Source organism: Zoogloea ramigera, assembly GCF_006539865.1.
GTDB lineage: Bacteria > Pseudomonadota > Gammaproteobacteria > Burkholderiales > Rhodocyclaceae > Zoogloea > Zoogloea ramigera.
In genome coordinates this window covers 1-11,517 of the sequence record NZ_BJNV01000093.1, presented here as the reverse complement: position 1 = coordinate 11,517, position 11,517 = coordinate 1, and the positions used below count along the sequence as shown (strand labels likewise).

The 11,517-nt window shown below is 65.7% G+C and carries 14 protein-coding genes; 6 read left to right on the top strand and 8 right to left on the bottom strand.

The window, feature by feature from the left end; translation table 11 throughout:
• Window positions 1-313 precede the first annotated feature (313 nt).
• From ZRA01_RS18245 to ZRA01_RS21310, 4 genes are all read right to left on the bottom strand, one after another.
• Window positions 314-814, bottom strand: coding sequence for a DUF2442 domain-containing protein (locus ZRA01_RS18245; RefSeq protein WP_141354804.1), 501 nt, complete (start codon window positions 812-814; stop codon window positions 314-316).
• Window positions 811-1,041, bottom strand: a complete 231-nt coding sequence (locus ZRA01_RS18240; protein WP_141354803.1) for a DUF4160 domain-containing protein — start codon at window positions 1,039-1,041, stop codon at window positions 811-813. Before ZRA01_RS18240 ends, ZRA01_RS18245 begins: the two co-directional genes overlap by 4 nt.
• A gap of 243 nt (window positions 1,042-1,284) precedes the next feature.
• A complete protein-coding gene (locus tag ZRA01_RS18235; RefSeq protein WP_141354802.1) occupies window positions 1,285-1,971 on the bottom strand; it encodes a hypothetical protein in 687 nt (228 codons plus the stop codon).
• Between the two features lie 656 nt (window positions 1,972-2,627).
• Window positions 2,628-2,753 (bottom strand): hypothetical protein, encoded by a 126-nt coding sequence (locus ZRA01_RS21310; RefSeq protein WP_281279894.1) that lies wholly within the window; start codon window positions 2,751-2,753, stop codon window positions 2,628-2,630.
• A 261-nt stretch (window positions 2,754-3,014) separates the two neighbouring features.
• On the opposite strand from ZRA01_RS21310, the gene ZRA01_RS18230 reads away from it, so the two are divergent.
• Together ZRA01_RS18230 and ZRA01_RS18225 are read left to right on the top strand one after the other, a co-directional pair.
• Window positions 3,015-3,308, top strand: coding sequence for a hypothetical protein (locus ZRA01_RS18230; protein ID WP_218028754.1), 294 nt, complete (start codon window positions 3,015-3,017; stop codon window positions 3,306-3,308).
• 3 nt (window positions 3,309-3,311) lie between these two features.
• Window positions 3,312-3,881, top strand: coding sequence for a DUF6036 family nucleotidyltransferase (locus ZRA01_RS18225; protein WP_141354801.1), 570 nt, complete (start codon window positions 3,312-3,314; stop codon window positions 3,879-3,881).
• Between the two features lie 56 nt (window positions 3,882-3,937).
• Here ZRA01_RS18225 and ZRA01_RS18220 read toward each other — a convergent pair whose 3' ends face one another.
• Window positions 3,938-4,432, bottom strand: a complete 495-nt coding sequence (locus ZRA01_RS18220; RefSeq protein ID WP_141354799.1) for a hypothetical protein — start codon at window positions 4,430-4,432, stop codon at window positions 3,938-3,940.
• A gap of 379 nt (window positions 4,433-4,811) precedes the next feature.
• Between ZRA01_RS18220 and ZRA01_RS18215 the strand changes: the two genes are divergently transcribed.
• The 4 genes from ZRA01_RS18215 to ZRA01_RS18200 all read left to right on the top strand — a co-directional run bounded on the left by ZRA01_RS18215 (window position 4,812) and on the right by ZRA01_RS18200 (window position 8,021).
• Window positions 4,812-5,102 (top strand): type II toxin-antitoxin system Phd/YefM family antitoxin, encoded by a 291-nt coding sequence (locus ZRA01_RS18215; protein ID WP_141354798.1) that lies wholly within the window; start codon window positions 4,812-4,814, stop codon window positions 5,100-5,102.
• A gap of 2 nt (window positions 5,103-5,104) precedes the next feature.
• Complete coding sequence (locus ZRA01_RS18210; RefSeq protein WP_141354796.1) at window positions 5,105-5,539, top strand: putative toxin-antitoxin system toxin component, PIN family; 435 nt, start codon at window positions 5,105-5,107, stop codon at window positions 5,537-5,539.
• 344 nt (window positions 5,540-5,883) lie between these two features.
• Complete coding sequence (locus tag ZRA01_RS18205; RefSeq protein ID WP_141354795.1) at window positions 5,884-7,311, top strand: MBL fold metallo-hydrolase RNA specificity domain-containing protein; 1,428 nt, start codon at window positions 5,884-5,886, stop codon at window positions 7,309-7,311.
• Between the two features lie 344 nt (window positions 7,312-7,655).
• A complete protein-coding gene (locus ZRA01_RS18200) occupies window positions 7,656-8,021 on the top strand; it encodes an endonuclease domain-containing protein (protein ID WP_141354806.1) in 366 nt (121 codons plus the stop codon).
• Window positions 8,022-8,473: 452 nt separating this feature from the next.
• Here ZRA01_RS18200 and hpnE read toward each other — a convergent pair whose 3' ends face one another.
• Genes hpnE through hpnC form a run of 3 tightly spaced genes read right to left on the bottom strand, consistent with a single transcriptional unit; the run spans window position 8,474 to window position 11,463 of the window.
• Window positions 8,474-9,802 (bottom strand): hydroxysqualene dehydroxylase HpnE, encoded by a 1,329-nt coding sequence (hpnE, locus tag ZRA01_RS18195; protein WP_141354794.1) that lies wholly within the window; start codon window positions 9,800-9,802, stop codon window positions 8,474-8,476.
• The gene (gene hpnD, locus ZRA01_RS18190; RefSeq protein ID WP_141354792.1) at window positions 9,799-10,635 is read right to left on the bottom strand and encodes a presqualene diphosphate synthase HpnD; all 837 of its coding nucleotides are present in this window, start codon (window positions 10,633-10,635) and stop codon (window positions 9,799-9,801) included. Before hpnD ends, hpnE begins: the two co-directional genes overlap by 4 nt.
• A gap of 6 nt (window positions 10,636-10,641) precedes the next feature.
• Entirely contained in the window at window positions 10,642-11,463 is an 822-nt protein-coding gene (gene hpnC / locus ZRA01_RS18185; RefSeq protein WP_141354791.1) for a squalene synthase HpnC, read from the bottom strand.
• Window positions 11,464-11,517: the final 54 nt, after the last annotated feature.

Sequence of the window (11,517 nt, the reverse complement as noted above, 5' to 3'; positions counted from 1 at the left end):
CCGTCGCCCGGCGCTGTGGGACGGCAAGGCCGCAGAGCGGATCGTGGCCGATCTTGACCGCTTGCTCCAGGCCTGAGTTTTTTCGGGTTGGTTTTTCGGGTCGGAATTGAAACGGCCGCCGGGGCAGATGCCTCCGGCGGCCGTTTTGTTTGGTGAGCGCATGTCTGTCGTCTGCTGGGGGGTAAGCGTCGCCCCTGTCCCGTCTTGATCCCATTTCTTTGAGCAGCGAAGGTGTCCACCATTTTTGCTCGCACAGCGCGGGTTGATCGGCGGCCGATCTCACGTACATAACATCTCTTCCTGAGTTGCCAGGTCAGCCAGCATGTAGCGCTGCGTATTCCTGCGCAGAAGGCACATGCAAAGGCAGGCTGCTACCCTTCGGCCGGACAGCCTCCCAACCAAGGCATGCGAGCCAGATTGCACGGGGAATCGGCTTCTCGCCGTCACGGTAGTAGATCAGCATGCGCCGGGAGATACCCAGCGCTTCCGCTGCCTGCTCCAGCGTCAGCCCTGTGTCCTCTAGCCAGGACCAGATACGCTCGTGACCGATACCGCCTGCCTGTTCTACGGCCAGATGCCGGAGATTGTCCGAGCCGAGATCGAGCTCATCCTCAACCCAATCCACCGACCGGCCAGCAAAACCTGGCTTGGCTTGTGCAAACAAGGTGGCATTCTCTAGCGGCGCCAGAAAGCTTGTCGTGCGAATCCGCTCGCGCAGATCCACTGTGAAGGCCTGGCCATCCGCGTAGGTCAGGCGCAAGCCATAGTTCGGTAGCGGCTCGACCGCCGTCAAAACGAAGTGATCTTTGCTCATCGTTGCAACTCCTCAAACCTGGCAGCCAACATGGCGCGGTTCTCATTGGCCCAGGCAAGCACCTCGGCGATTTCCCGCGCCGCGACCTTTCCGTGAACGATCTTCAGCTCAGTAATCGTCACCCATGCCTCCCGTCCATCGTTGAGCAGCACATGGAAGTGTGGTGGTGGGTGGTCCTTGGCATTGATGCGGATCCGACAGTCAGGAAACCGGGTGACAACTGGCATGAGTGGATTTTAGTGCAACAATTGCACAAATTGATGGTGGTCGTGTTTTGGCCTCTGCGGCTGGCCTGCTGTTTTCTGGTGTCGGGGCAGACCCCCCTGTCCCCCCTTGGCAGGGGGGCACCGTGCTTGGTGTGCGGTGGTTTTCTCCCTCCCCTGACAAGGGGAGGGCCGGGGAGGGGTTTGGGAGGGCCGGGGAGGGGTTTGGGAGGGCCGGGGAGGGGTTTGGGAGGGCCGGGGAGGGGTTTAGCCGCCGACGGCGACGGGGGTGACTTCGCTCCAGTTGCCGATCTGTGCGTCCTTGAGACGGTAGATGGCCTTGTATTTCCAGTGGATGGGGGTGGCGGGGAGCGGGGTGGTGTCGGTGATGCGGGGCGAGTTGGCGATGGTGAAGAGGCCAAAGCCGCGCTCGTCGTTGCGGTCCACCCAGATCTCGAGGGCGTCGGCGTCGCCCTTGGACCACTGGATGATGGGGCGGCCGGCGCGGACGATGATCTCGATGATGGGTTTGATGTCGTCGATGTCCATCAGCTGGGTGGTGCCGACGATGTTGAGATCCTGGCCGATGGCTTCGGTGTAATTGCGGGCGGCCTTGATGCGGGCGACCAGGTTGCTGAGGCGCGGGACGATGCCCAGCGGCACGGCGGGCACCGGGGCGGGCAGGTTGGAGACGTTGGGGTAGGCGGTGCTGCCGGAGCCGCCGTCGCGCTGCAGGTTCTTGAAGGCGGTCCACAGCTTGCCGTTGGACTGCACGGTGTTGAGGGCAGACAGGGTGTAGCGGAAGGCGTCGGCGTCGGCCTTGACTTCGTTGATATCGGCCTCGGTCAGGCCCAGCGCGGCGGCGTGGGCCGGCAGGTGCTTGGCCAGATGGTCGAGAAGGGCGGCTTTGCCAGCGTCGTCCTTGGGCATGTAGTAGGTTTTGGTTTTGGCCATGGTTGTGCTCCTCCTGTGGTGTGACGTGGGTGAAAATCGGGCTGCCGGGTGGGGTTGTAGTGCGGGTTTTTTTATAGGTTTATGTTTTTAAAGGTTTTTTATTTTTGCGGCGGCTTTGCCGGTTATTCCGTCGACCCGCGCAATTTTCCAGCCAACCCGCGCAATTCTTCATCCAGTTGACGCAGGCCCAGGGTGAACCTCCTTGAAGCTTCGGCGATGTGCCCCGATGCCTGGGGGGCTTGTGCCGGGTGTTCCGCCGGTTGCTCCATGCCCTGCGCCACTCTCCGGAATGTTTTTGCGGTGCTCCTGGCAGGTTGCGCGGGTTGGCTGGAAAATCGCGCGGGTTGGCTGGAAAATTTCTTGGGTCTCCCGAGCGATTGCGCTGGTCTCCTGGATGTTTGCGCCACGCTCCGCGGTGGTTGCGCCGATCTCCTCGTAAATTGCGCGGTGCTTCGCGGTGATCGGGCGGGGCGGCGCAACAGGGGGGATGGACGTTGGCATGCTTTCGATCCTCGGCGGTGCATGTCATGCAAATGTCTGGCGATGATATTCGGGATTGTGAATGACGTGCAAGTTGACGTGGCTGCGGCGTGGATCGGATGGGCTGAGGCGGGGTTTGCCTGTGCTGGGGGGGAGGTTTGTCGGGTTACGCTGCGCTAACCCGACCTACGTCTTACCTGTTTCGGATGCTGGGGCGCAGGGGCGAGGAGGCGCGCCACGGTGAGGTGGAGCCGGTACAGGTCGGCGCTGGTGGCCAGGCGCAGGGCGTCGAGGATGTCCATGGGGCGGGTTGGCGAAGGCGTGGCGCTGGATTGTTGGGCGTGGGAAGCTGGCGGGGCTTAGCCCCTTCAAGAAAACCGGCCAGCCTGTGTCGGGTCAGCGCAGCGTGACCCGACATCGCTGCGTGGCGCGCGCGGGTGGGTGGGGCTGGACGGTGTCGGGTTACGCTGCGCGAACCCGACCACGCTGTGTTTGTTGAGTTTTCCGGCGTTTCGCGTTTAGAGTGCAGCAGCCGGCAAGGTGCCGGATGGAGGAATGCAGCGATGTCGGGACGCGAGTCGGAGGCGGTCATGCTTGACCGGTGCAGGGGGGTGGCGACGAGAGGCGCCGAGGGGGCATCCGATCAGCGGGAGGCGAATGTCTTCAGGCTGGCGGCAATGCTTGTCCGGGCGCGTCACCCCCTGAGTTCTGCCGGATTGATGGCGGCGAGCGAGCGGTATTTTCTGGCGCATCCGGATGAGCGCCTTGCCGCGGAGGATGTGCTGCGCAGGGGCTGGCTGACCAGCTTGCCGCGTTTGCGGGATCTTCTTGAGGCCCAGTTGCGCGAGGAGGCCTGAGGGGTGGCCGCAAACATCTTTCTGCACACCGATACGGCCCTGGCGCAGGGTTTGCAGGCCCTCTTCAAACGCCTCGAGGCTCGCCTCGGTTTGAGCGTGCCGGTCAAGGTTTTCCTGGCGGGCGGGATGGCGGTTCACTTGTATACCGCCGGGCGGGTGACGACGGATGTCGATGCCGAATTCGGCGCCCGGCTGCTGTTGCCGAACGATCTGGCCGTCGAGGTCGCTCTTGAGGATGGAACGCCTCAGCTCGTCTATCTCGATACAAACTACAACCCGACGTTCGCGCTCATGCACGAGGATTACCAGAACGACGCGATCCCGGTAGAGCTGGGGCTCGAGTGGTTCCATGTGTATGTGCTGTCACCCTGTGATCTGGCGGTGAGCAAGATCGCCCGCCTCGCCGAGAGTGATCGCGAGGATATCGTGGCGCTGGTTCGTCTCGGCCTGACGAATGCCGACGCCATCGAACAGCGCGCGCTGTCGGCACTGAGCGGCTATGTGGGTGGGCAGGCGATGCTTCTGTTGAACCTGCGTGATGCATTGTCCCTGGCCCGCGCGGCGGAGGGTTGACCGGCCAGTCCGTAGGTCGAGTTAGCCCGCAGGGCGTAACCCGACGCGGCCGGGCTTCAAATATCCACGATCTTCCTGAGCAGCCCGAAGCTGACGCGCCAGTGGCCCTGGTTGGGGTCGCACTGGATGGAGGCGGTTTTCTGGTTGATGCGGACGATGGTGCCGACGTGCTCCTGCAGGTGCTGGTCGGTGAACGAGACGGTGTCGCCGGGCCGGAAGTCGTCGCGGCGGGCCGCGGGGGGCGCGGGCGGGGGCGTTTCGTCCGGGCGGCGGGGCAGGCCGTCGATCACGAGGGCGGCGTAGGGCAGGGTTAAGCGGTGGTGGGTGGCGGAGTCGACGAGGACGGCCTGGGTGGTCTTCAGCTCGACGATCTGGCCTTGCCGCTGCGTTGCATGGATGTCGTCGGCGATGTAGGAGACGACGAGGCCGAGGTTGAGGTGCCGGCGGATCTCGATGATGCGCTTGGGGTCATCGAGGAGGCGCGCCACGGTGAGGTGGAGCCGGTACAGGTCGGCGCTGGTGGCCAGGCGCAGGGCGTCGAGGATGTCCATGGGGTGGGTTGGCGAAGGCGTGACGCTGGATTGTAGGGCGTGGGCGGGCCGGAGGGCCAGGGGGCTACGCGTTACTGAACCGGACGCTGGCGATTTCTGGCACGAGCCGTTGAGCTGCTGTATGGGCGAGCTTGCTCGCCCGCAGCCTGCAAAACCGGGGTTGATCTTCCATTCCAGCTCCACGGGCGAACAAGTTTGCACCTACAGGAAAACCGGGCAGCGCCTGTAGATCGGGCCGGTGCAGCGTGGCCCGGCATGGCTGCGTGGTGTGCGCGGGGGAAGGCTGCTTGCCAGATGCTCGAGGAACTCGGCTCTGGGCAGGTAGTTTGCAAAAAAGCAGTATGATCATACTGGTCAAACTGGTTTATTGGAGCCTGCCATGATTACCCAGACAAGTGCCGTCGCCTTCCGTCAGAACCTGGGCGAGATGCTCAACCTCGTCCAGTATCGTCACGATAGTGTGGTGATCAACAAGGATGGGAAGCCTGTTGCTGCCTTGGTCGACGCCCGCCTTTTTGAACGCATTCGTCGCATGCAGGGGCGATTCGACGCCCTGTGCCAACGGATCGAGGCGGGGTTTTCCAGTGTTCCTGAAGCAGACGGGATGGCGGAGATTGAGGCGGCGATAGCCGCAGACCGCGAAGAGCAAAGTAAGCTCGCCTCCCGCTGAAAATGGGTCATACCTTGCGGGTTGTTCTCGATACCAACGTTCTACTTTCCGGTATCGCGTTCCCAGGCAGCGTCCCAGGAAGGATCATGTCTGCCTGGAGGTTGGGCTCGATCGAGGTCGTGCTGTCGGACTTCATCATGGAAGAATTGCGCCGGGTGCTACCCCGGCTCAGTCACCGGCACGGTCTGACATCGGTGGAAATCGACGACCTGTTGGATATCTTGTCGATCCAGGCCGAGATTCTGGAGCCGCATGCTCCTGATGAACCATTGCTCAGGGACACGAACGATCTGCCGGTACTGGGCACGCTGTTGGCGGCAGTTCAGTCAGGCAGCATCGATTACCTGATTACCGGTGACAAGGATTTGCTCGTTCTGGGTGATCGTTACCCCATCGTCTCCCCCGCGGACTTCTGGACACGACACGGCGGACTCTGAACCGGAAGCTGGGGATTTCTGGCACGAGTCGTGGAGCTGCTGTAGGGGCGAGCTTGCTCGCCCGCAGTCGGCAAAACCGGGCTTGATCCTCCATTCCACCTCCGCGGGCGAACAAGTTCGCCACTACAACAATCCCACGGTTCGTGCCAAAAACTATCTGCGCCTGTAGGTCGGGCAGGCGCAGCGTGGCCCGGCATTGCTGCGTGGTGCCGAGTGGTGGGGTGTCGGGTTACGCTGCGCTAACCCGACCTGCGGGATATTTGGTTCGGGTTTTTTTTGTATTCCTGGTGTAGTGTATGGGCATACGTGCTGCGTCTGCCTTTCCACTGCCCGGGGGTTCATCCATGCTTGCCAACATCGTCCATCACGGCGCCTTCAATGGGGTGACGGGGTCGTGTCACCAGTTGTTCATTGATGACGTCAACAGCCTGCTCATCGACTGCGGTTTGTTTCAGGGGGCCGAGACGGCGCCGGACGGGCGGGCGGGGGCAGAGCAGCTGGAGATCGGCTTTGCGGTAGAGCACGTGCGGGCGCTGGTGGCGACCCATGTGCACATCGACCACGTGGGGCGCATTCCGTGGCTGCTGGCGGCGGGGTTCAAGGGGCCGATCTATTGCAGCGAGCCGTCGGCGCGGCTGCTGCCGGTGGTGCTGGCGGATGCCTTCGCGATGGGCGTCACCCGTGACGCGCGGCTGGTCGAGCGTTATCTGCGGATGGTGGAGGCGCGCATCCGGCCGCTGGCCTACGATGCCTGGCAGCCGGTGTTCGCCGGCCCCGGCGGTGCGTGCCGCATCCGCCTGCAGCGGGCGGGGCACATCCTGGGGTCGGCCTATGTGGAATGCGACATCACCCGCCCGGGGGGCGAGACGCGGCGGGTGGTGTTCTCGGGCGACCTGGGCGCACCCTGGACGCCGATGCTGCCGGCGCCGCGCTCGCCCGAGGCGGCCGACGTGGTGGTGCTCGAGAGCACCTACGGCGACAGCCTCCACGAAAACCGCCACACCCGCCGTGAGCGCCTGCAGGCGGTGGTGGAGCGGGCGCTGGGTAATGGCGGCACGGTGATCGTGCCGGCCTTCAGCATCGGTCGCACGCAGGAGCTGCTGTATGAGTTCGAGGACATCCTGTACCGCCAGCAGAAGAACCCCGGGCCCCACGCCGCCCAGTGGGCCTGGCTGCCGATCTACCTCGATTCACCGCTGGCCGGGCGCTTTACCCGGGTGTACCGCGAGCTCCAGCCCTTCTGGGACACCGAGGCGCTGGCTCGGGTGCGGGCCGGGCGCAAGCCGCTGGCCTTCGAGCAGCTGGTGGCCATCGACGAGCACGTCGACCACGAGGCCAACGTGCGCCGCCTGGCCCGCAGCGGCGAGCCGGCGGTGGTGATCGCCGCCAGCGGCATGTGCGCCGGCGGGCGGGTAATGAACTACCTCAAGGCCATGCTCCACGACCCGCGCCACGACGTGCTGTTCGTCGGCTACCAGGCCCGCGGCACCCCCGGCAACGCCATCCAGACCCACGGCCCCGGCGGCGGTTATGTGGACCTCGACGGCGAACGCATCACCATCCGCGCCGGCATCCACAGCCTGTCGGGTTACTCCGCCCACGCCGACCAGAACGACCTCGTCCGCTTCGTCACCCGCATGGGGCAGCTGCCGGCCGAGGTAAGGCTGATCCACGGCGATACCGAAGCCCGGCAGGCGCTGGCGGAGAGGATCGTGGCAGAGACGGGGGGGCGGGTGACGGTGATGAACGGCGACGAACACTCCCTTCCCTGACAAGGGGAGGGCCGGGGAGGGGTTTGGCGGAGGGGCCGCGTGTGGACTTGCGATGCCTCCAGCCAGCCAGACCCCCCTGTCCCCCCTTGGCAGGGGGGGACGGTGCTGGACGGTTCGTGCCTCTTCGTTCAGGGGGGCTGTGCTGGATGGTTTGTGCTTCTTTGTTCAGGGGGGGGGCGGTGCTGGACGGTTTGTGCTTCTTTGTTCAGGGGGGGGCGGTGCTGGATGAGTCGGGGCTCTTCGTTGTCTGGCGGGGTTTTGTCTCCCTCCCCTGACAAGGGGAGGGCCGGGGAGGGGTTTGGCTGTGGTGGTTTGCACCGAGGAGGCGTGTAATCGTGAAGAAAATGGATTTTGTGCCCTATGAAAAGCGCTTGACGACTTTCGCTCGCGACAATCGTCACAATCCCACGCCCGCTGAATTGCTGATCTGGAATCAGATGCTTCGCGCCAGGCAGTTGTGTGGTCTCAAGTTTGTGCGCCAAAAGCCCATTGATGTGTATATCGTCGATTTCTACTGCGCGGAGCTTCGGCTTGTCATAGAGATCGATGGCGATAGCCATGCGGAACAGATCGCCTATGACTCACAGCGGACAAGCCGACTCAATGCGCTCGGGCTGACCGTTCTACGCTATGCCAACCGTGAGGTGCTTCAAGAGCTTGAAGGCGTGTATGAGGACTTGTGCGGAAAGATCGCAGCCTTGAGGTGTTGATGTCACTTCCAGCCAGACCCCCCTGTCCCCCCTTGGCAGGGGGGGACGGTGCTGGATGGTTCGTGCTTCTTCGTTCAGGGGGACGGTGCTGGGCGGTTTGTGCTTCTTCGTTCGGGGGGACGGTGCTGGATGGTTCGTGCTTCTTCGTTCAGGGGGACGGTGCTGGGCGGTTCGTGCTTCATCGTTCAGAGGGAACCGTGCCGGATCAGTCGCGGCTCTCCGTTGTCTGGCGGGGTTTTGTCTCCCTCCCCTGACAAGGGGAGGGCCGGGGAGGGGTTTGGCGGAGGGGCAGCGTGGACTCGCGATGTCTCCAGCCAGACCCCCCTGTCCCCCCTTGGCAGGGGGGGGCGGTGCTGGACGGTTCGTGCCTCTTCGTTTAGGGGGGACGGTGCTGGGCGGTTCGTGCCTCTGCGTTCAGGGGGGACGGTGCTGGATGGTACGTGCTCTCTGCGTTATATCCCCAGCACCCCCACCTCCTTCAGCCCGCAGGCCTTGAGCACGCTGCGGGCGGCGGTGGTGCCGCTCTGGATGGCGGATTCGAGGGTGGCGGGGTAGGGGGAGGCGGTGTAGTCGCCGGCGAGCCACAGGCCGGGGTCGGGGGTGGCGTTGCCGGGGCGGGCGAGGCCGGGGGTGCAGGCGAAGGTGGCGCGTTTTTCGGTGATGAGCTGCGACCACTTGAGCGCGGGCAGGGGGCCCACGGCGTGCTGGAGTTCTTCGAGGAGGGCGATCTCGAGGGCTTCGCGGGTGATCTGCTGGTGGCGGCCGCTGGCGCTGATGACGACGCCGACGAGGCCTTCGGGCCCGCCGAGGGCGGCGCGGTCGAAGGCCCATTGGCCGTAGCCGCCGGCGAGGCCGATCATGGGGTCGGGGAAGCGCAGCGGGCCGTCGAAGGCGAGCCAGGCGGTGACGATGGGTTCGTGGCGCAGGGCGTCGATGGCCTCGACGACCGGGGCCAGCGCCGGCAGCTCGCCCACCAGCCCGCCCACGTGGTAGGGCGCGGTGGCGACGACGACGTGGTCGTAGCGCTTGCTGCGCGGGTCGCCGTCGAGCAGCAGGGCGTCGCCGTCGCGGGTGATGGCCTTGATGGGTTCGCAGCTGCGCACGGTGTGGCCGCGCATGGCGAGCCAGCGGGAGGCGGGCACCGGGAAGAGCTCGGAGAGGTCGACCCGCGGGATCAGCAGGTGCGACGCCGATTCGCCGGCGGCGAGGCTGTCGCGCAGCACGTTGGCGAAGACCTGGGCCGACGCTTCGCCGACCGGGGTGTTGAGGGCCGCGACGCACAGCGGCTCCCAGATCAGGCGGCTGAGGCGTTCGGTTTGTGCGGTGTCGGCGAGCAGGGCCGCCACCGGCTGGTCGGGCTCGATGCGGAAGCGGCGGGCCTTGAGGTGGCGCATCAGCCGCGCCATGGCGAGCTTGTCGGCGAGGCCGAGGCCACGGGCGCGCAGCAGGCCGACTGCCAGATGCAGCGGGGCGGGCAGCGGGGCGGCGCGGAGTTCGCAGGCTTCGCCGGGGTACACCAGGGCCAGCCGGCGGGTTTCGAGCACGCTGGGTTTGACGCCCACCAGGCGCAGCATGCGCAGGGTTTCGGTGTAGGCGCCCAGCAAAATGTGCTGGCCGTTGTCGACCCGCTGGCCGTCTTTTTCGACGACTCGGGCGCGGCCGCCGAGCACGCGGGAGCTTTCAAACAGGGTCACCCGGGCGCCGCCGCGGGCCAGCGTGACGGCGGCGGCGAAGCCGGCGTAGCCGCCGCCCACCACCGCGACCTGGGGGGCGGAGGTCATCCCTTGAACCAGGTGCGCCCGGCGATCCAGATCTTGCGCAGCGGCGTGAGCGAGGTGCGGCGGTCGAGCACCAGGAAGCCGTCGGCCTCGATCTCGTCGAGCAGGGTGCGGTAGATGGCGGCCATGATGAGGCCGGGGCGCTGGGCCTTGCGGTCTTCGGCGGGCAGCTGGGCGAAGGCCTGGTCGTAGAGCTGGCGGGCGCGGGCGGCCTGGAAGGCCATCAGCTCGCGGAAGTTGTCGGAGTGCTTGGCGTCGAGGATCTGCCGGGCCGGCACGTTGAAGCGCTGCAGCTCGTCGACCGGCAGGTAGATGCGGCCGCGGCGGGCGTCCTCGCCCACGTCACGGATGATGTTGGTGAGCTGGAAGGCGAGGCCGAGGTCGTGGGCGTATTTGAGCGTCTGGCGGTTGGTGTAGCCGAAGATCTCGGCCGACAGCAGGCCGACCACGCTGGCCACCCGGTAGCAGTAGAGGTTGAGGGCCTTCCAGTCGAGGTAGCGGGTCTGGTTGAGGTCCATCTGCATGCCGTCGATGACTTCGAGCAGCTGCTCCATGGGGAGCGGGAAGCGCTGGATGACGTCCTTGAGCGCCTGGCCGACCGGGTGCTGGGGCTGGCCGCCGTACACCTGGCGCACCTCGTTGCGCCACCAGTCGAGCTTGGTCTGGGCGACCTGCAGGTCGTGGCATTCGTCCACCACGTCGTCGACCTCGCGGCAGAAGGCGTAGAGGGCGGTGATCGCCTGGCGCCGCTCGGGCGGCAGGAACATGAAGCTGTAGTAGAAGCTGGAGCCGCTGCTGGAGGCTTTTTCCTGGCAGTAGGCGTGGGGGTCGGTCATGGTGGGCTACCGGGTGGCGGCGCGCCAGATGAGGCGCAGCCAGTCTGTTTTGCCGAGGGCCGGGCGGCGGGTGAACACGTCGTAGCCGACCCCTTCGATCTTGTCGAGAATCGCCAGCCCGCCCTGCACCACCAGGCGGAGTTCCCAGCCGATGCGGCCGGGCAGCCGGCGGGCCAGCGGCGCGCCCTGCAGCATCATGGTGCGGGCGCGCTGGATCTCGAAATCCATCAGCGCCGAAAACTGCGGGGTGACCTCGCCGGCGGCGATGACGGCCTCGGTGACGCCGAAGCGCTCCATGTCGGCCAGCGGGATGTAGATGCGGTACTTGCGCCAGTCGACTTCCACGTCCTGCCAGAAGTTGATGAGCTGCAGCGCGGTGCAGATCTTGTCGGACAGCTCGAGGTTGGCCGGCGTGTCGGCCTTGTAGAGGCGCAGCATGAGCCGCCCGACCGGGTTGGCCGAGCGGCGGCAGTAGTCGGCCAGCTCGGCGAAGTCGGCGTAGCGGGTCTTCTTGACGTCCTGGCTGAAGGCGTCAAGCAGGTCGCGGAACAGCCCCACCGGCAGCTTGTGGCGCCGGATGTTGCGGCCGAGGCGGTCGAACATGGGGGCGAGCGCAGGGTCGTCGATGGGCCGCTTGCGCTCGGCCGAGCGCAGGTGGCGCCGGTAGGCGTCGAGCCGCTCGAGGCGCACCCGCGCCAGCTCGTTGCCCTCGTCGGCGATGTCGTCGGCCGAGCGGGCAAAGGCGTAGATCGCCTCCACCGGCTCGCGCAGACGCGCGGGCAGCAGAAAGGAGGCGACGGGGAAGTTCTCGTAGTGTTCGACGGGCATGGGCGGGCCAGAGTATACCGGGAGTGGAGGGTGGGGAGTGGGGAGTGGGGCTGG